17 protein-coding genes and 2 pseudogenes are annotated in these 17,942 nt (G+C 64.6%); 7 read left to right on the top strand and 12 right to left on the bottom strand.

All coding sequences use genetic code 11. The annotated features are described in order from the left end of the window. Nucleotides 1-24: 24 nt before the first annotated feature. From AC5RT3_RS06190 to AC5RT3_RS06160, 7 genes and pseudogenes are all read left to right on the top strand, one after another. Nucleotides 25-951 (top strand): VOC family protein, encoded by a 927-nt coding sequence (locus tag AC5RT3_RS06190; RefSeq protein WP_494053216.1) that lies wholly within the window; start codon nucleotides 25-27, stop codon nucleotides 949-951. Between the two features lie 27 nt (nucleotides 952-978). Then, complete coding sequence (locus AC5RT3_RS06185; RefSeq protein ID WP_494053217.1) at nucleotides 979-1,806, top strand: fumarylacetoacetate hydrolase family protein; 828 nt, start codon at nucleotides 979-981, stop codon at nucleotides 1,804-1,806. 118 nt (nucleotides 1,807-1,924) lie between these two features. After that, the gene (locus tag AC5RT3_RS06180; RefSeq protein ID WP_494053218.1) at nucleotides 1,925-2,716 is read left to right on the top strand and encodes an IclR family transcriptional regulator; all 792 of its coding nucleotides are present in this window, start codon (nucleotides 1,925-1,927) and stop codon (nucleotides 2,714-2,716) included. 768 nt (nucleotides 2,717-3,484) lie between these two features. Then, nucleotides 3,485-4,264, top strand: a pseudogene (locus tag AC5RT3_RS06175) (alpha/beta fold hydrolase). Between the two features lie 109 nt (nucleotides 4,265-4,373). After that, on the top strand, nucleotides 4,374-4,637 hold the full coding sequence (locus tag AC5RT3_RS06170; protein ID WP_494011127.1) for a hypothetical protein: 264 nt from the start codon (nucleotides 4,374-4,376) through the stop codon (nucleotides 4,635-4,637). 181 nt (nucleotides 4,638-4,818) lie between these two features. Beyond that, on the top strand, nucleotides 4,819-5,316 hold the full coding sequence (locus tag AC5RT3_RS06165; protein WP_494123759.1) for an HAD domain-containing protein: 498 nt from the start codon (nucleotides 4,819-4,821) through the stop codon (nucleotides 5,314-5,316). A gap of 195 nt (nucleotides 5,317-5,511) precedes the next feature. After that, complete coding sequence (locus AC5RT3_RS06160) at nucleotides 5,512-6,099, top strand: RBBP9/YdeN family alpha/beta hydrolase (protein WP_494011125.1); 588 nt, start codon at nucleotides 5,512-5,514, stop codon at nucleotides 6,097-6,099. Nucleotides 6,100-6,341: 242 nt separating this feature from the next. On the opposite strand, the gene AC5RT3_RS06155 is transcribed toward AC5RT3_RS06160, so the two are convergent. The 12 genes and pseudogenes from AC5RT3_RS06155 to AC5RT3_RS06100 all read right to left on the bottom strand — a co-directional run bounded on the left by AC5RT3_RS06155 (nucleotide 6,342) and on the right by AC5RT3_RS06100 (nucleotide 17,580). Further along, on the bottom strand, nucleotides 6,342-7,157 hold the full coding sequence (locus AC5RT3_RS06155; protein ID WP_494011124.1) for an IclR family transcriptional regulator domain-containing protein: 816 nt from the start codon (nucleotides 7,155-7,157) through the stop codon (nucleotides 6,342-6,344). A 46-nt stretch (nucleotides 7,158-7,203) separates the two neighbouring features. Beyond that, nucleotides 7,204-7,890 (bottom strand): 3-oxoacid CoA-transferase subunit B, encoded by a 687-nt coding sequence (locus AC5RT3_RS06150; protein WP_494123758.1) that lies wholly within the window; start codon nucleotides 7,888-7,890, stop codon nucleotides 7,204-7,206. 1 nt (nucleotide 7,891) lies between these two features. Then, nucleotides 7,892-8,584, bottom strand: a complete 693-nt coding sequence (locus tag AC5RT3_RS06145; RefSeq protein WP_494123757.1) for a 3-oxoacid CoA-transferase subunit A — start codon at nucleotides 8,582-8,584, stop codon at nucleotides 7,892-7,894. A gap of 4 nt (nucleotides 8,585-8,588) precedes the next feature. Then, the gene (locus tag AC5RT3_RS06140; protein ID WP_494123756.1) at nucleotides 8,589-9,803 is read right to left on the bottom strand and encodes a thiolase family protein; all 1,215 of its coding nucleotides are present in this window, start codon (nucleotides 9,801-9,803) and stop codon (nucleotides 8,589-8,591) included. Then, entirely contained in the window at nucleotides 9,800-10,225 is a 426-nt protein-coding gene (gene pcaC / locus AC5RT3_RS06135; RefSeq protein WP_494053294.1) for a 4-carboxymuconolactone decarboxylase, read from the bottom strand. Before pcaC ends, AC5RT3_RS06140 begins: the two co-directional genes overlap by 4 nt. Then, complete coding sequence (locus tag AC5RT3_RS06130) at nucleotides 10,222-11,052, bottom strand: alpha/beta fold hydrolase (protein WP_494053295.1); 831 nt, start codon at nucleotides 11,050-11,052, stop codon at nucleotides 10,222-10,224. Before AC5RT3_RS06130 ends, pcaC begins: the two co-directional genes overlap by 4 nt. Further along, nucleotides 11,045-12,541: a lyase family protein gene (locus AC5RT3_RS06125; RefSeq protein WP_494123755.1), complete on the bottom strand. Its 1,497-nt coding sequence runs from the start codon at nucleotides 12,539-12,541 to the stop codon at nucleotides 11,045-11,047. The genes AC5RT3_RS06130 and AC5RT3_RS06125 overlap by 8 nt, the downstream gene beginning before the upstream one ends. After that, nucleotides 12,538-13,095, bottom strand: a complete 558-nt coding sequence (pcaG, locus tag AC5RT3_RS06120) for a protocatechuate 3,4-dioxygenase subunit alpha (RefSeq protein ID WP_494053297.1) — start codon at nucleotides 13,093-13,095, stop codon at nucleotides 12,538-12,540. The genes AC5RT3_RS06125 and pcaG overlap by 4 nt, the downstream gene beginning before the upstream one ends. A gap of 4 nt (nucleotides 13,096-13,099) precedes the next feature. Then, on the bottom strand, nucleotides 13,100-13,966 hold the full coding sequence (pcaH, locus tag AC5RT3_RS06115; RefSeq protein ID WP_494123754.1) for a protocatechuate 3,4-dioxygenase subunit beta: 867 nt from the start codon (nucleotides 13,964-13,966) through the stop codon (nucleotides 13,100-13,102). 343 nt (nucleotides 13,967-14,309) lie between these two features. After that, nucleotides 14,310-15,500: a 4-hydroxybenzoate 3-monooxygenase gene (locus tag AC5RT3_RS06110; RefSeq protein ID WP_494123753.1), complete on the bottom strand. Its 1,191-nt coding sequence runs from the start codon at nucleotides 15,498-15,500 to the stop codon at nucleotides 14,310-14,312. 112 nt (nucleotides 15,501-15,612) lie between these two features. Next, complete coding sequence (locus AC5RT3_RS06105; protein WP_494053300.1) at nucleotides 15,613-16,356, bottom strand: IclR family transcriptional regulator; 744 nt, start codon at nucleotides 16,354-16,356, stop codon at nucleotides 15,613-15,615. Between the two features lie 216 nt (nucleotides 16,357-16,572). Further along, nucleotides 16,573-17,580, bottom strand: a pseudogene (locus tag AC5RT3_RS06100) (transposase). Between the last annotated feature and the right edge of the window lie 362 nt (nucleotides 17,581-17,942).

Genomic DNA, 17,942 nt, shown 5'->3' with positions numbered 1-17,942 from the left:
CACCGATTGAACGAAGGAAACACCATGGAACGTCCAGCACGCGTCATCCTCGAGGAAAAGGGCGCCGCCGGCGCCCTGGGTGAAACCACGGTCTCCCACATCGGCTTCCGTGTCCCCGACGTCGAGGCGGCCGAGGCCTTCTACGGCCGGGTCCTCGGCCTGGTCCGCCACGCGGAGCTGCCCGACGGCGTCCGCCTCGGCTGGGGCGGCGGCCACCACGTCCTCGACCTTATCGAAGGCCCCAAGGGGCTGGCCTATTACGGCTTCGAGGTCCGCGATGCCGGCGGTCTGGCGGGCATCCGCGAACGCCTCGAGACCGCAGGGCACGACTTGCGCGAGCTCGACACCTCCTACATAACCGCCCCCCTGGGCAAGCCCGAAGGCATCGCCGTTACCGATCCGGACGGCACCGAGGTCCACTTCCATACCCAGGTCCAGCGCCAGGGAGAGAACACCGCCGACACCGGCCGCCGCCCGATCAAGTTCCAGCACACCACGCTGGGCACCGGCGACGTCGCCCGCCTGGTCTCCTTCTACACCGACGTGGTTGGTTTCCGCATCTCCGACCAGCTCCAGGACGGAAAGTTCTGCTGGCTGCGTTCGGACAAAGACCACCACACCCTCGCAGTCGTGTACGTCGGAGCGGGCGGGGACATCGACCACTACTCCTACGACCTTGCGGAGTGGCAGGACTTCAAGGTCTGGTGCGACCGCCTCACCGAACTCAACGTGGACGTTGCCTGGGGCCCGGGCCGCCACGGTCCGGGCAACAATCTCTTCGTCTTCTTCGATGACCCGGCCGGTAACCACATCGAGCTGTCCGCCGAGATGGAGAAGTTCTACGACGACCGCGTCACCTACGTCCCGCGCCGTTGGGAACCGGTTGCCCACAGCGTAAACCTCTGGGGTGGCCAACTGCCGAACTGGCGCAAGGTAAGCCAGCCCAACTAATCATCCAAAAGGAAGTAAGGAACTCTCATGGCATACGCAAACTACGAACACGACGGCCGCCTGCGGGTCGGTGAGGTCCAGGGCGACTTCCTGGTTCCGCTCAACGGCATCACGGAGATCGGCCCGAACACGTCCCTGGAGATCCTGCGCGGGGCGGCCCTGCTGGACGACGAGCAAGTTGCCGTCCAGGCGGTGCGACTGCGGCCGGCCTCCCCCTCGGCCGCACGGATCGTCTGCGTGGGGCTGAACTACAAGTCGCATATCGAGGAAACAAACCGGGACCTACCCACCTACCCCGTCATGTTCCCCAAATACGCCTCCAGCTTCATCGGCCCGACCGACGATATCGTGCTGCCGCCTGAGGCGCAGCAGGTCGACTACGAAGGCGAACTCGCCGTCATTATCGGCAAGGCCGGCCGCCGCATCAGGGAAGAGGACGCGTTGGAACATGTGTTGGGCTATGCGGTCTGCAACGACGTGACCATGCGCGACTACCAGTACAAGACGCACCAGTGGATGCAGGGCAAGGCTTGGGACAACTCCACCCCGATCGGCCCTTACGTCGTGACGCCGGAGGAGGTGGACCTCACCTCCGCGGGCATCAGCACCACGCTCAATGGCCAAGTCGTACAGAAGTCCGACCTGTCGCACTTGATTTTCAGCATCCCGCGCTTGATAGCAACCGTCTCGGAGTTCACCCGCCTCGAATCCGGCGACGTAATTCTCACCGGCACCCCCTCCGGAGTCGGCTTTCGCCGCGACCCTCAGATATTCCTGCACGACGGCGACACGGTCACCGTCGAGATCGAGGGCATCGGCCGGGTAACCAACAAGGTCGTCGCCGAAGCCCTGTAGAGACCTCCCGCGGCCTGGTGGCTGCACGAACAGCACCAGGCCGCAGGGCCGTGCCCAGCGAAACCAGACGACGTCCAGGTTTCCGATCACGGATCGGCTTATCGATAAGCTGAGGCACATGAGTTCACATGCTTCCACCAGCGGATATCGAGACCGCAACAGCACAGCGGACCGTGCACTCACCATCCTCGAGATGTTCAACGAGGCGAAGTTCTCGGTTTCCGCCGTAGAGGTGGCCGCAGTACTGTCAGTGGCCAGGTCCACGGCCTACAGGTACCTCGAGTCACTGGTTTCGCGCGGCTTCCTCGAAGAGTCGCCCGCCGGAGGCTTCCGACTGGGACTCCGGATCCTTGAATTGGCGCACGTGGCCCGACAAGGCTACGGGCTGTCCGAGGTGGCGCTGCCTCAGATGCGTGCGCTGTGCGATCGGTTCGGACAGGCAGTACTGCTCACGCGACGGGCCGGAACTTCCGTCGTATGCCTCGAGCGTGAAGTACCCCTGGGCCAGCTGCTACGCATCTCCTATGAGCGCGGTAGCCAGCTGCCCCTGACAGCTGGCGCTTCGGCGCTGGTCCTGCTCGCATGGCTGGACGACGCCGAGGCCCGCCAGCTGTTTGACGCCATTCAACGGCCACGATTCACCGAACGCACCTTATCTGAGCCGGAAGACCTCCTGGCCCGGCTGCATGAGATTCGCGCGGCTGGCTACGCGATGACCCACGCAGAGGTCGATCCCGACGCCCTCGGCATCGCCGCCCCCATTTTCGATCCGCGCGGCGAGGTCGCCGCCGGTGTCAGCGTGGTGGCCCTGGGCAGCCGCGTGGACGCTGAAGAACGCCAGGAGATCATTAAGGCCGTCCGGGATTCGGCCGAACAAATCAGCAACACCCTTCGTATCGCCGCAGGATAACAAAACAGGCCCCCATCGCTCTTTGCCGCGATCCCCGCCAAATTCTGTCCTTATGTGGTTGCTACATCGAATGCGTCGGACGCGACGAGGTTGGACAAGGCTGAAAACCGGCCCGCGCCGTCGATTTCAGCCACGATTCAGTTTTCGGTATTCTTGGGCCAGTCCTAGACCCCAAGGTGATGCTGCGTGCCCGGCAAGGCACAACGGGAAGTTGTCGCCCCCGGCTAAAAGACTTGCCAGGGCTGGCTTGCCCGAGGGTAAATGAGGTAGCCGATCCAAGCCCGAAGGTGTGGACAATGTCCACAGCCCCCTTTATCCAAGCTAGAGCAACTCCGGAAGCCATCCCGAGGTCGGCCGTCGCAGCTCTTTTGGACGGCGGCAGGAGTCTTCGGAAACTAACCAAGTACTTCCCCGGCCGCCGCATCCTGGGCCCTCTGCCACAGCTAACAAAAGGTGCGAAATCGTCATTTTCCAAACGGGCGCTTGCTGATTTCACGCAGGCATTCTCCAAGTGCTGACCGAACGTGGGACGCCCGCGACGACCCGTCAACGCTCTGATGGCGAACATGGTCCCTGTCGGAGTAGTCGCGTACGCCGCTTCGCATCCAAGGGCTGGATCGACGGCACCTTGAAGGTCATAGTGGAAGGATCCCTGGGATCCTCAATTTCCCGTGGATAGTATCTGGGACAGGACACCACCGTATCGCGAGGGTCAGTGAGAACGTGATCGAAGCAGCTGCTGCCGTTATTGGCCGGAACAATGTCACCATGTTGGGCCGCGATGATGGGCCGGTGATGATGTTTGCCCATGGTTTTGGCTGTGATCAGGCTATGTGGCAGAAGCTGCTGCCTTATTTCGTTGATGAATACCGTCTTGTGCTTTTTGATCATGTTGGTGCAGGACACTCCGATATCAGCGCCTATGACTGGGAGAAGTACGGGTCCCTGGATGGTTACGCCTCAGACCTGCTGGAGATTTGCGCCGCCCTTGAACTTGAGGACGTCATCCTGGTGGGCCACAGCGTCAGCACGATGATCGCCGTGATCGCCGCAGTGCAGGACCCCAACCGTTTCTCCCACCTGGTCCTGCTTGCTCCTTCACCCCGCCATACGGATGACCCGTACGACGGCTAGGTGGGCGGATTTTCGCGAGAAGACATCGAGGGCCTGCTCGCATCTCTGGACAGCAACTATTTCGCCTGGGCCGCAGCCTTGGCGCCCATGGTGATGGGCAACCCCCAGGAGCCGGAACTGGCGGAGGACCTGCGTGTCAGCTTCTGCCGGACAAATCCCGCCATCGCGCGGCACTTCGCCGGGGTAACTTTCTTTTCCGACACCCGCGCTGAACTGAAAAAGGTGCGGACCAGCTGCCTGATTCTGCAGTGCTCCGACGATCGGCTTGCCCCGCCGGAAGTGGGCGCCTACCTGCACAAGAATCTGGAACACAGCACCCTGGTGCAGCTTCAGGCCACCGGCCACTGCCCCCACGTTAGCGCTCCGGAGGAAACGGCCAGGGCGATCATGCACTACCTCGGCACCCGCTTGTGACAGGCGCCGCCTTCCCCAGCGACGACGACTCCCACGTCCTGGCGCAAACCTCCAGTTCCCGCCCATCCGCGACAGGCTCATCGCAGACATCCCCGGCCTGGACGAACCCATGCAACGCACCCTGTTCGCCCGAACCGAAGGCGCACCCGCTTGGTTCCGCATCGAATGGGCGCAACAACTGCTCCTGCACGCCTACACCCGCACCAGCCCCCAACACCAGGCACCCGTCCTCACCGCCATCGGCTACATCAACTGGCGGGAAGGCAAAGGCAGCAAAACACACCAATTCCTCCATGAACAAAACCACCGCCTACAAAACACTGCCCTACGCAATGCCGTAAAGCACGAGAAGGCAGCGGGGATCAGAGCTTGATTCACCCCCCAAGCGCGCACAGAATCCTCAGGCTCCGCAAAAAGATAAATCATCGGCGATCGAAAAGGTTTTGGTGAGTGACCGGCGTCAAACCCCGTAGTGGCGGCAGCCGCCACTCAGAACGGGCAAAGTAGGACCTGGAGACTACCCTCCTGCCTGCGGAGCGGCTATGGTCTCGGTCATGAAACCGATCATCCTCCTCGACATCAACGGCGTGCTCAACCCTAAGCTTCAGCCGGGTGACAAGTCTGATGGGAAGAATGCCCAGCTCTCTGATCTAAAGGTTGCCCTGGTGCGTCGGCTCGCCACCAAGGGGACGCTCGCGTGGGTATCGACGTCAAATGAGGATCTTGTGGACAGCCTCGAAGCGCAGCTACAGCTTGAGGTGAAACCGCTGCGCGTGGAGATCATGCCGGAGCCGGACGATGAGGACCAGCAGACGCCCAAACTGGGGTCAGTATCCAGGTGGTTGAACAAAATGGAGGCCGAAGGCGGCGCTGACTGGGACGCCATAGTATGGATCGACGACGCACTAGAGGCTGACGTGCACGACTGGGCCCACCAGTACCACCAACCCGTCCTGCTGGAGAAGCCTGACCCTGAAGAGGGCCTGACAGAAGCCCACGTCGTGGCAGTGCAAGTTTTCATCAACGACGAGGAACGGAACCATGCACCCTGACAGCAGCCGGATTACGCCCCCACGCCAAGCGCATAACGGTCACGACTGAAGGGGTAACGACGTGTACCGTCAGCGTCGAATGGAGAAGCAGCGCAATCTAAGCTCCGGGGCGCCCACGCGAGGCGGGCGTACGGTGGCGATATATTCGCCCGCGCATAACTGCGCTGCCAGCTGAACCCTCTAGAGTCTTTGCCTATGAACGCCTCAACCAGTAATGTCCCGGTCCGACCCGTCCAGCGCGTCGTCATCGTCCACGGATACCAATCGTCTCCGGATGCAAACTGGTTCCCCTGGCTTCAAAGCGCCCTCGAAGCTGAAGACATAGAAGTCACAGTCGTTCCACTCCCCAACCCGGACAATCCTGACAAAGCAGCCTGGGAGAACGCAGTCAGCACGGCACTCGGAATGCCGGATGCGACAACAGTGGTTGTGGCACATTCCCTCGGTGTGGTCACCGTCCTACGGGTACTCGAGACCCTGCCGGAACCATGGGAGCTGGGCGGTCTCGTGTTGGTCGCCGGGTTCACTGAACCACTGGAAACATTGCCGGAACTCGATGGTTTCCTCGCAACTGACGTTGCCGTAGAGCGGATGGCAACGAGCATTCGGAAACGAACAGTACTTCGCTCTGACACAGATCCTTTCGTGCCGCCGGAAGCATCCGATGATCTCGCCAGACGTCTAAGCGCACGCCTGCAGGTCCACCCGGGAGCACGACACTTCATGGCAGAAGATGGCATCACAAGGCTGCCTGCTCTGCTTGACCTGATTCGCTCCAAGTAGGGGCTTCCGGGCAAAGAAAGCCCTAGACCGCACTGGTGGCCATTATGCGGCGCCGAGGCGGCAGATCTGCCCGGCCGGCAGCTAGCATGAATGTACGGATTGCGCGCCGGGCCGGGTACAGCCTGCCCATACGATGTCACCCGGCTGGAACAGCACGACTGGCGGGACTGGGCAGAGACTACTATGCGACCGTCTCCTTCAACAACGTCCCCGACGGTAATTCGTACCGGGAAGAAGGGGCGCTAACCGCGGGCGGTGAGGTCCGCGGAGATGAGCTTTGCCGTGGCAACGGTCTCCTGCGCCACGAAGTCAAGGTAGGCATCCCGGTCGGCCTTGGCGTCCACCGGCTGGGCTTGCAGGGACACGTTCACCGCAGCGACCACCTTGGGCCCGTCATACACGGGTGCGGCGACCGACATCAGCCCCAGCTCCAGTTCCTGGTCCAGCACGCACCAGCCCTTGGTTCGGACCGTTTCCAGCTCGGCCAGCAGTTCCGGGACGGTTCCCAGGGCCCGCGGCGTAAGGGGCGTGATGTCTGCGGCGGCTAGGTACGCCTTCAGGTCCGCGGGTGGCAGGTGCGCCAGGAGAACGCGGCCCATGGACGTGGCATACGCCGGGAAGCGTGTGCCGACCGTGATGCCGATGGTCATGATCCGGCGCGTGGTCACCCGGGCGATGTAGGCGATATCGGTGCCGTCCAGCACGGCAGCCGAGGTGGACTCCCCCAGCTTCAGGGACAGCTCCTCCAGGTGCGGCTGTGCAAGCTGGGGCAGTGACAATCCCGAAAGGTACGCATAACCCAGCTGCAGGACCTTGGCCGTGAGCGCGAAGGTCTTGCCGTCGGTCCGCACGTAGCCAAGCTCCACCAGGGTGTGCAGGAACCGGCGCGCCGTGGCCCGGGTCAGGCCTGTCCGGGCTGCCACCTCGGTGAGGGTCATCAGCGGGTGATCCGTGTCGAACGCACGGATGACGGCCAGCCCGCGGGCCAGCGACTGGACGTACTGGTCGCCCGCCTGCGGTGCCACCGGGGTGCCGCCGTCGGCTGCTCTTGTGGTCATGGTTCCCAATCCTATGGCGGTGGAGAGCCAGGTTCCCGCCCCGGGCTCAGCCGCCGGCGACGGCGGGTGCGGCCTTGAGCGGAAAGGGGACGAGTTCCTGGAGTTCCTCCAGTGTGCAGCCGAAGGTTTCGCGGACGGTGACGCCGTCGGGTCCGGTGAGGAAGACGGCCTTGTCCGTGTACACGCGGGTGACGCAGCCTACGCCGGTAAGCGGGTAGGTGCAGGATTCCACGATTTTGGAGGCGCCCTCGCGGGTCAGCAGGGTCATCATGACGAAGACGTCCTTGGCGCCGGTGGCGAGGTCCATGGCTCCGCCGACGGCGGGAATCGCGCCCGGAGCGCCGGTGTGCCAGTTGGCGAGGTCACCGGTGACGGAGACCTGGAACGCGCCTAGGACGCAGATGTCCAGGTGCCCGCCACGCATCATCGCGAACGAGTCGGCGTGGTGGAAGTACGAGGCGCCGGGGAGTTCGGTGACGGGGATCTTGCCGGCGTTGATCAGGTCCCCGTCGATTTCGTCGCCCTTTGCTTCGGGTCCCATGCCGAGCATCCCGTTCTCTGTGTGGAGGGTGATGTTCTGTTCCGCGGTGAGGTAGTTGGAGACCAGGGTGGGCTGGCCGATGCCGAGGTTCACGAAGGACCCGGGGGCGATGTCGCGGGCCACCAGGCGGGCGAGGTCGTCCCGGTTGAGGGCTGTTTCGGAGGTCTTGATGCTGGTTTCGGTGAGGCTCATGTCAGGCCGCCTTCGGGTTCGTGCCGGCGCTGCTGCCGGCCACTTGGACGATGCTGTTGACGTAGATGCCGGGGGTGACGATGTTTTCCGGGTCCAGTCCGCCGGTGGGGACGATTTCGGAGACCTGGACGATGGTGTGCTTGGCCGCGGCCGCCATGATGGGGCCGAAGTTGCGGGCGGTCTTGCGGTAGACGAGGTTGCCCTTGCCGTCGGCCTTCAGGGCTTTGATCAGTGCGACGTCGGCGTGGATGGGGGTTTCGAACACGTGGCCGCGGCCGTCGATGATCCGGGTTTCCTTGCCCTCGGCGAGCATGGTGCCGTAGCCGGTAGGGGTGAAGAACCCGCCGATCCCTGCCCCCGCTGCGCGGATCCGCTCGGCCAGGTTGCCCTGCGGGACCAGTTCCAGCTCTATCTCACCGGCGTGAAATTTGGCGTCGAAGTGCCATGAGTCGGACTGCCGCGGGAACGAACAGATCATTTTCCGCACCCGGCCTTCCTTGATCAGCAGCGCCAGGCCTTGGTCGCCCTGGCCGGCATTGTTGTTCACCACCGTCAGGTCCGTGGCGCCGCAGTCCATCAGCGCGTCGATCAGTTCGAACGGCTGCCCGGCATTGCCGAACCCGCCGATCATCACGGTGGAACCGTCCTTGATCCCGGCCACGGCCTCCTGGACCGAATCTACAAAGTTCAGCATTCCCCTACGCCTTTCGAGCAGTTACGTTTTCCAGGACCACGGCCAGGCCCTGCCCGACGCCGATGCAGATCGCAGCAACGCCCCAGCGTTCGCCCGAGGCCTGCAGGGACCGGGCGAGGGTCCCGAGGATCCGGGTCCCGGATGCACCCAGCGGGTGGCCCATCGCAATGGCGCCGCCGTGCCGGTTCACGATGGCGGGGTCGATGCCCCAGGCGTTGATGCAGGCCAGGGACTGCGCGGCGAACGCTTCGTTAAGTTCGACGGCGCCCACCTGGTCCCAACCGATGCCCGCCTTGGCGAGGGCCTTGTTCGCCGCCTCCACCGGCGCGTAACCGAAGTACTGAGGATCATTGCCGTGCGCACCGCGCCCGGCGATCCGGGCCAGCGGGTCCAGGCCCAGCAGCCCGGCGGCACTCTCGGATCCGATCCAGGCCGCGGAAGCGCCGTCGGACAACGGCGACGCATTCCCGGCCGTGACCGTGCCGCCCACCTCGGCACCCTCGGGTTCATGGCGGAACACCGTCTTCAACGCGGCCAGCTTCTCGGCAGTGGAACCCGGGCGGATGCCCTCGTCCCGCACCAGGTCAGTACCCGGCACCGGCGCCACCAGGTTGTCATAGAACCCCTCGTCCCACGCCGCGGCGGACAGGTTGTGCGAGTCCGCAGCGAACTCGTCCTGCGCCTCCCTGGTCACACCATACTTCTCGCGCAGCCGTTCGGTGGCCTCGCCCAGGGAGATGGTCCACTCCTTCGGCATCGCCTTGTTCACCAGCCGCCAGCCCAGCGTCGTAGACGCCAGCGTCATGTCCCCCGCGGGGTACGGTTTCTCCGTCTTGGGCAGCACCCAGGGGGCACGGGACATCGACTCCGCCCCGCCCACCAGCACCAGCTCGGCGTCGCCGGCATTGATCTGCCGGGACGCGATGATCGCCGCATCCAGGGAGGACCCGCAGAGCCGGTTGACCGTGGTGCCCGGGATCGATACGGGCAGGCCGGCCAGCAGGGTGCCCATCCGGGCGATGTTCCGGTTCTCCTCACCCGCGCCGTTGGCGTTGCCGAAGACAACCTCGTCGATCCGCTCCGGATCCAGCGCCGGGGCGCGCTTCACGGACTCCCTGATCACGTGCGCGGCGAGGTCATCCGGGCGGACGGCGGCGAGGCCGGAGCCGAACTTGCCGAACGGGGTGCGCACGGCGTCGTACACAAAAGCCTGGTTCATGGGGTGGTGTCCATTTCTCGAAACACTTGCTGGGCGGTCTTGAAGGCGGTGTTGGCGGAAGGCACTCCGCAGTAGATGGCGGTCTGCAGCAGGACTTCCTTGATCTCGTCCCTGCTCAGGCCATTGGTGATCGCCGCGCGGATGTGCATGGCCAGTTCTTCCCAGTGCCCGTGCGCCACCATCGCGGTGAGGGTCACGGCCGAGCGCATCTGCCGGGACAGGCCGGGCCTGGTCCAGATGCCGCCCCACGCGATCCGGGTGATCATGTCCTGGAAATCCTCGGTGAAGCTGTCCATGTTGGCGTTGGCCCGGTCCACGTGCGCGTCACCCAGGACTTCGCGCCGGACCACCATGCCGCCGTCGTAAATCTCCTTGCTGGTGGCGTCCGGCTGGACCACACCGTGCCTCTCCGTCCCGCTCATCTGCTTCCTCCGGTCTTTTCGGCCTGTGATTCGGCCCAAGCCAGCAGGCTGCGCATCAGCTCGGCGGTGTGCGCGGGGGCCTCCGCGGGAGCCAGGTGCGCCACGCCTTCCAGGGTGACGGCTGTTGCGGTGCCGCCGCCGGCGCTGATCCCGGCGGCCACTTCCTCAGCCTTCGACGGCGGCGCGACGCCGTCCAGCGCACCGGCAATGACCTGGGTGGGGACCCGGATGCTGCCAAGTTCGGCGCGGACATCAAACCCGGCCAGGGCCTCGCAGCAAAGGGCGTAGCTGAACCGGTCGGTGTCGCGCAGGGCGTGCAGGAGCCGGCTGCTGACCTCCGGTTCACGGTCCATAAAGCCGGGGGCGAACCATCGCTGCGCCGAACCCTGGATCATCACGGGGGTGCCCTGGGTACGGACCGTTTCGGCGCGTTCCAGCCATCCCTCGGGGGTGCCGAGCTTGGCGCCGCTGTTCTGCACGGACAGGCTCTTGAGGCGTTCACCGTGCTTGATGCCCAGCTGCAGGCCGGTGGCACCACCCAGCGACACACCGGCATAGTGGAAGGCTTCGCCGGGGGCAATGGAGTCGACGAGGTCCACCACGGCCTCTGCCAGGTCTGAAACGTCGAAGGTTTCGCTGATGGCCGGTGAGACGCCGTGGCCGGGCAGGTCCCAGGCCACCACGTCGTAGTCGTTGCCCAGCAGGGAGGCGGTACGGTTCCAGAGGATGGAGGAGGTGCCCAGCGAGGACCCCACCACCAGGAGGGGGTGGTCCCCCAGGGGGCGCTGGGGTGAAAGCAGTGCGGCTTTGAGGGCGGGTTTAGCCACGGTGTGCTCCGTTCGCGTCGGTAGCTGAAGGGGGGAGGTCCGGGGAGGCAAAGTCCGGGTAGGCGGCCAGGATCCGCCGGGAGATTTCCCGGGACTGGCCAAGGTAGCTGGCCGGGTCCAGGAGCTCCTCGAGCCGGAGGTCGGTGAGCAGGCCGGCCGGGATGGCGTCCCGGAGCAGTTTCCGGTAGGTGGACGCCTGTTCGGACGGTTGGGCCTGCAGGGTCTGGTCCACCACGTCCTGCAGCTGCTGCTTGCCGCTCTTACCGTCCAGCTCCGGAAGCAGCGGGCCGACGGCGGCACTGACGCCCTCCGCCAGGAGCAGCGGGCCGGCCAGGTCCAGGTTGTGCCGCATCGCGTCCGGGTGGACCTGCAGGCCTTCGGCAAGCTCCCGGATGTGTCCGGCAGCACCAAGTGCCAGGGCCAGCAGCTGCTGGAGCGCGGGCCACTCGGTGTGCCACGCGCCGTCGGGGCGCTCATCGTTGAAGGTTGCGGCGGCCAGGTGCAGCTGGGCTGCCAGGCTGGGTGCCTGGAGGGCTGCGCTGCGGACCAGCACAGAGAGGACGGGGTTTTGTTTCTGCGGCATGGCAGAGGAGACACCCCGGCCGGCGGCGCGGGGTTCGGCCACCTCTGCCACCTCTGGGCGGCTGAGGAACAGGACGTCCGCCGCGATCTTGCCGAGGGCGTCCAGTACTGCGGCCACGGCGTTGCCAATGGACGTGATGGGCAGCCGGTTGGTGTGCCAGGGCGCGGCGGCGGGGGCGAGGCCCAGCTGGGTAGCCAGCGCATCGGCGAGACTGAACGGGGTGGCCGCCGAGCCTTCCGTCAGCACTGTTCCGGCGGCAAGCGTGCCTGCCGCCCCGCCAAACTGGACCGGAAACTCCAGGGCCGCGAGCTGCCGTCCTGCGGCCGCCAGCCCGTGGAACCATTGCGCTGACCGGAGCCCGAAGGTGTAGGGCAGGGAATGCTGCGTCAGGCTCCGGCCCACGCACAGCGTGTCCGCATGTTGTTCCGCCAAGGCGGCAAGCGCCGCCGTCGTGCCTTTCATGTCAGCCAGCAACGCCTCGATGGTGTTCCGGGCAACCAGCACCAGCGCCGTATCCAGCACGTCCTGGCTGGTCAGCGAGGTGTGCACCGCACGCAGGGCACCAACACCGTCGGCGCCTCCGTTAGAGGTATCCAGCGCCGTCACGTGCCGGCGGAGGTCCGCCAGCAGCGGGATGACAGGGTTGCCGCCGCCCTGGGCGCGCACCGCGATATCGGCGGGGTTATAGCGGCCCGGTTCGGCGGCGGACGCTACGACGGCGGCGGAACCGGCGGGTGCGAGGCCCGCCTGTTCCAGCGCCGCGGCCCAGCCGGCCTCGACGGCGAGCATCGCGGCCAGCACCGCCCCGTCACCCGTCAACGCCGCCACCAGGGGTGACGCCGAGGCGGGACGGAGCAGGCCTGCACCTGCGCCGGCAGCAGTGTCGGGGGCAGCGGCGTCCGTCACTGGAAGTCCAGGAAGACGGTCTCGCCCTCGCCCTGGAGGCGGATGTCGACGGTCAGGCCGCCGTCGGGATCGCGCCGGGCGATGAGGGTCTTGCGCCGTTCCGGGTCCAGGGAGGACAGCAGCGGATCGTTGGCCAGGGCCTCTTCGTTTTCCGGCAGGTAGATGCGGGTGAAGAGCCGGTTGGTCAGGCCTCGGGCGAAGACGGCCACCGAGATGAAGGGGGCCGCGCCGGGCTTGGTGGGTCCGGGGTTGACGGTGGTGAAGGTGTAGGTGCCGGTGTAGCCGACGGCGCAGCGGCCCCACCCGGTGAAGGTGTAGCCGTCACGGTGGAACGAGCCCGTCTGCTGGACAATCTTGCCTTCCGCGTCAGGCTGCCAAATTTCCAGGATGGCGTCCGGCACCGGCTCGCCTGCGCCGTCGTACACGGTGCCCTGGAGCCGGATGGAACCGGGCGAGCCCGGGGCAAGGAGCTCGTTGTCCTTCTCGAACGGCAGCGCGTAGCCGTAGAACGGGCCCACAGTCTGCCCCGGTGTGGGAACCAGTTTGGTGCTCATGTGACTACTCCTGATCACTTTCTGCGCCCAGCGCCTCGTTTTCGGTCCAGGTCCGCTTGGGACCGGTCAGGACGATGTCCCAGTTGTAGCCGAGCGCCCACTCGGGCTCGGTGAGGTTGTGGTCGTAGCTGGCCACCAGCCGGTCGCGGGCGTCCTGGTCCACGATGGTCTGGTAGATCGGATCCAGCGGGAAGAGCTGGTCGCCGGGGAAGTACATTTGGGTGATGATCCGCTGGGTGAATTCGGTGCCGAACAGCGAGAAGTGGATGTGGGCCGGCCGCCAGGCGTTGAGGTGGTTCTTCCACGGGTAGGCACCGGGTTTGATGGTGGTGAAACGGTAGGAGCCGTCAGGTCCGGTGATGCAGCGGCCGATGCCGGTGAAGTTGGGGTCGATCGGCGCGGGGTGCTGGTCGCGCTTGTGGATGTAGCGGCCGGAGGCGTTGGCCTGCCAGATCTCCACCAGCTGCCCGGCCACCGGGCGGCCGTCGCCGTCCAGGACCCGGCCGGCCACGATGATGCGTTCGCCCTGGGGTTCCCCGTTGTGCTGGATGGTCAAGTCCGATTCCAGGGCGTGGACGTCCTGGTGGCCGAAGGCCGGCGAGAACAGTTCGATGGTTTCCGGGTCCGCGTGGTGCAGGCTCTTGGTGGGGTGCCGGAGGATGCTGCTGCGGTACGGCGGGTAGTCCAGCCGGGGCTGGGTTTCCGCCGGGGCGCCGTCCTTCAGGGCTCGGGCGTAGGCGTCGGCCAGGCCGTTAATCTCTGCGCTGAGCTCCTGCTGGGTTTCCACGGCTGCGTCCAGGGGCGCATGTCCTGCCTTTGGTTCGGCAGCCGGGACAGCCTCGTCCGTGGGGGCGTTTAATTCGTGCGGCACGGCTGGCTCCTTTCGGATGTTTTGGGCATAAGTTTTCAATGGCGTGGAGCACTTTTAAGTTTTGTTGGCCATTACCGCATTTAACGGGAGTGCGTGCTGGCAAGTATCCGCGACGACTAGACAGCCGATGAAAGCTGCCTATGAGGCCACCTGTTGATGCGGTCACGCAGACAGCATGTGTTCAGGGCTGGCTAGCCCAACTTGTGAGCCAGTCTACGCTCTCGTTCATGCAGCGCACAACAGTTCGTCTGGCGAACAGGGGGACGTAATAACAGTTCTTGTACGAAAGTCGATTCTTGTGACGGTTCTTACGGACAGGACATATCGGACTCAGCCTCCCGTCTCATTGCCGTGCGGGCCAGCCGGTGTAGGCCTCCGCGAGGTACGCCATGCCGTGCCGGGATGACACCACCGAGTTAAGCTCGCCCAGCTGGCGGGCGCGGGAGAAATCATCAGCGTCGGCGGGCGTGTGGAGCAGGGTGGTCATCCAGTAGGAGAACTGCTGGGCCTTCCACACCCGCTCCAGGGCGCGGTCGCTATAGGCCTCCAGCAGGAGGTCAGAGCCGGAGTTGTAGTGGCTGTCCAGCCCCTCGAAGAGGACCTTGACGTCGTGGATGGCCAGGTTCAGGCCTTTGGCACCGGTGGGCGGGACCGTATGCGCGGCGTCGCCGGCCAGGAACAGGTTGCCGTGGCGCATGGGGGTGTGGACGAAGCTGCGGAACGGCAGGACCATTTTCTCGATGACCGGCCCCTCTTTCAGTTCGAAGCCGTTGCCGTTCACCCGGCTGCGGAATTCGGCCCAGATCCGGTCGTCGTCCCACTCGGCTACGTTTTCCTTGGGGTCGCACTGGAAGTACATCCGCTGCACCATCTCGGTGCGCTGGCTGATCAGAGCGAAGCCGTTGGCGGAGTTGGCGTAGATCAGTTCGTCTGAGCTGCGCGGGGCCTCGGCCAGAATGCCGAACCAGGCGAAGGGGTACTCGCGGAAGTACCACTTGCGGTGCGCTTCCGGGATCTGGAACCGGCAGTGGCTGCGGGAACCGTCAGCGCCCACCAGGAAGTCGGCCTGGATCTCGAACTCCACACCCTCGGCGTCGGTGAACCAGACCTTCGGCTTACTTTCCAGGTCATGCACTGCGGTGTCCGTGACGCTGTAGCGGACGTCACCGCCGTCGGCTTCCCGCCGGGCGGTGAGGTCCAGGAACACGTCTGTCTGCGGGTACAGCCACACGGACTCCCCCACCAGGTCCTTGAAGTCCACGCGGTGGCTCTCCCCGTTGAAGCGCAGTTCGATGCCGTCGTGGCGGTCCCCGTCACGCAGGACCCGGTCCGAGACGCCGCTGTCCACGAGCATATTGACCGTTCCGTGTTCGAGGATGCCGGCGCGGACGGTTTCGGAGATCTCGTTATGGCTGCGGACCTCGATAACGGTGGAGTCGATACCGGCCTTGGCCAGCAGGTGGGAGAGCATCAGTCCGGCAGGGCCGGCTCCCATGATGGCCACCTGGGTGGTGATGATTTCTCGTGTTGCCATGGTTTGTCTCGCTTCATTGCGGGGCCCTGCGGGCCGGATTTGCCGTATCTGGCAATCAGTGTGCGGCAGCAGGAGTGACAGCTGTAACAGCAATTCCGTTCAATGGGAAGCGTCAGGGATTACCGAGTGCGCGGGCGATGCCCCGCGCTGCCGTCTGCAGGGCCGGAACCAGGGCCTGCAGGCGCATCTCACGCAAGGGAACCACGACGCCGAGTGAGGCCACCGCACGTTGCCGGCGGTTGAGGACGGGGACCGCAATCCCCCAGGTGTCCGGATCAACCACGCCTTTCAGCTGGGCAAAGCCAAGATGCGCTGTTTCGCTGAGCAGCGCGCGCAGCGCGTCCACAGTGACCTTACCGTCGGGGTCGCTGAACTGGTCAAGGTACTCCGCCTGCAGGGCCTTGTCCTGGTGCGCCATCAGCGCCAGCCCTGCAGACGTGATGTGGACAGGCATCCGCCCTGCCACCTGCGCGCGGTTTGCCACCGACCCGCGCCGCGAGAGCCTTTCGACGAACAATGCCTCCCAGCCATCCAGCACCGCCAGGTTCACGTTCTGGTTCAGGACCTGCTGGATGTCCTCCATGAACGGCATGGCCGCCTCCCGCAGAGCCAGGGTGGGCGAGGTCCGATTGACCAGCTCCCATAACCGCACGCCCGGACGTACCATGCCTCCTGGCGCGGTTTCCAGCAGGTCATGCTCGGCCAACTGTCGCACCAGCCGGTGGGCAGTCGTTAGCGGCAGCCCGGCCCGGGCCGCCAGTTCAGACAACGGGAGGGTACCGACATCCTGCGGAAAAGCCGAGATAATCCGGACAACCCGATCCACTACGGAATCACCAGAGGCTGAATTAGCCACTGCCTAGACCTGCCCTTCCCTAGGGATAGCCCCAGCGTATCCTGCCAGCTACCTCGCCCTCATCAGGACGCGGAGCACGTGCGCTGGCAGCACCGAAGCCCTAGAGACCTAGTACATTCCATGAGCCGGTAAAAGTATTTGCCCGATGAATAGTTTGTATGCGTCAAATGACCTATACCAAATACATGAGCTGCCTCACAGACTCTTCTATGGTTGTCAACGTAGCAATGGCTGGGGACTGCTGGCACTGAGTGTGCGGTAGATCCGTCGGGCGAGGTAGCGCTTCACGCACCGACGAATTTCTTTCTTGGTTCGCCCTTCTGCTTGCCGTTTCGCTACGCATTCGACGGTCGCTGGATCGAACGCCATCCTCGTAACAGCAACCATGTGAAGGGCTTTATTCAGGGTCCTGTCGCCGCCGCGGTTGAGCCTATGACTGACGGTATTTCCAGATGAAGCGGGAATGGGGTTGACCCCGGCCAGGGAGGCGAAAGCCGCCTCGGCACGTACCCGGCCCTGATGAGACCAAGCGGTAAGACAAATAGCTGCCGTGACCGGTCCGAAGCCGGATTCCTGCAGCAGCGGCGCCGCTTCGGTTACGTCAACCAGTCCGGCGATCCGGGAGCCGTTTGCTTTGATCTCAGCGTCAAGGTCGCCGATGCGCATAGCCAGTCTGACCGCTTCAGAGCGGGCCACCGATACAGCAAGAGCTTCTTCACGGACCCGCCACCGAGACACCTCCAGTATGTGACTTCCGCTCAACGACTTGCGCGCATCCAAACCCAAATCATTGATCCGGAGCGGCGCGGTCAACGCGGTCACGGTCCTGGTCCGGCCGGTTGTCATCGAATGACGCGCAGTTACAAGGACCCGCAACGCTGCGCGGACCCCTTCGTTCAACCGTGGCCGGCGCAACTTATCCTTTTCCAAGGAAAGGACGGCGGAAGCGATCCGGTGCGCGTCAACCTGGTAGCCGGCAGCTGCGACAGCACCGGCCAACACGGCACCATAACAAGCCGCGCCCTCAATCACCCATAGAGTGGCCATCGGCCTCGGTGCGACGCGCAACCCAAGCAATGACACGGTTGATCCCGGCGCCCGTCGCTGGGAAATCACGGTTATCGATCCGTTCGCCGCTTGCCGCGCAATGATGGCGAAAACGTGCTTCCGGGCGTCGGTGTCGACACCCAGGACAAACGAGCGGGAATACGCAACGCTAGTCATAGCGGTTCTGGCACCTTCCTCATTTCGCGGACATGGTCAGGCCGTTAGGCGCCGGTACCATTCCGGGTAGAGGTCACTTCGGAACAGCACTGTGACGAGCCACGTCCCCTGCGAGGGCGGACAATCACTGGTGTTCAAGAACGGGCGGAGCCTTGCTCCAGGGCGCCTGATGCCACGACTTCGCGTCCTCAAGGTAACGCGCAGGAATACGGCCGTGAGGCCCGCAACGACAACCGGCATGTGGTGTGCATCCGACCTGGTCTTTCGACACAACAGAAGACAATTTCTCCTAAAACCCTGCAACTAGCCACCTCAACAACGTGAGCAAAGATGATCGAGCGTGAACGAAAGTGTTTAGGTGC

Source organism: Arthrobacter sp. Y3221159 (assembly GCF_059089885.1).
This window is presented reverse-complemented; position numbering and strand designations above follow the sequence as displayed.

What these genes read in the sequence shown, in the direction of transcription:
- AC5RT3_RS06190 (WP_494053216.1), top strand. Translation starts at nt 25, where the DNA reads ATGGAACGTCCAGCACGCGTCATCCTCGAGGAAAAGGGCGCCGCCGGC.
- AC5RT3_RS06185 (WP_494053217.1), top strand. Translation starts at nt 979, where the DNA reads ATGGCATACGCAAACTACGAACACGACGGCCGCCTGCGGGTCGGTGAG.
- AC5RT3_RS06180 (WP_494053218.1), top strand. Translation starts at nt 1,925, where the DNA reads ATGAGTTCACATGCTTCCACCAGCGGATATCGAGACCGCAACAGCACA.
- AC5RT3_RS06170 (WP_494011127.1), top strand. Translation starts at nt 4,374, where the DNA reads ATGCAACGCACCCTGTTCGCCCGAACCGAAGGCGCACCCGCTTGGTTC.
- AC5RT3_RS06165 (WP_494123759.1), top strand. Translation starts at nt 4,819, where the DNA reads ATGAAACCGATCATCCTCCTCGACATCAACGGCGTGCTCAACCCTAAG.
- AC5RT3_RS06160 (WP_494011125.1), top strand. Translation starts at nt 5,512, where the DNA reads ATGAACGCCTCAACCAGTAATGTCCCGGTCCGACCCGTCCAGCGCGTC.
- AC5RT3_RS06155 (WP_494011124.1), bottom strand. Translation starts at nt 7,157, where the DNA reads ATGACCACAAGAGCAGCCGACGGCGGCACCCCGGTGGCACCGCAGGCG.
- AC5RT3_RS06150 (WP_494123758.1), bottom strand. Translation starts at nt 7,890, where the DNA reads ATGAGCCTCACCGAAACCAGCATCAAGACCTCCGAAACAGCCCTCAAC.
- AC5RT3_RS06145 (WP_494123757.1), bottom strand. Translation starts at nt 8,584, where the DNA reads ATGCTGAACTTTGTAGATTCGGTCCAGGAGGCCGTGGCCGGGATCAAG.
- AC5RT3_RS06140 (WP_494123756.1), bottom strand. Translation starts at nt 9,803, where the DNA reads ATGAACCAGGCTTTTGTGTACGACGCCGTGCGCACCCCGTTCGGCAAG.
- pcaC (WP_494053294.1), bottom strand. Translation starts at nt 10,225, where the DNA reads ATGAGCGGGACGGAGAGGCACGGTGTGGTCCAGCCGGACGCCACCAGC.
- pcaG (WP_494053297.1), bottom strand. Translation starts at nt 13,095, where the DNA reads ATGAGCACCAAACTGGTTCCCACACCGGGGCAGACTGTGGGCCCGTTC.
- AC5RT3_RS06110 (WP_494123753.1), bottom strand. Translation starts at nt 15,500, where the DNA reads ATGGCAACACGAGAAATCATCACCACCCAGGTGGCCATCATGGGAGCC.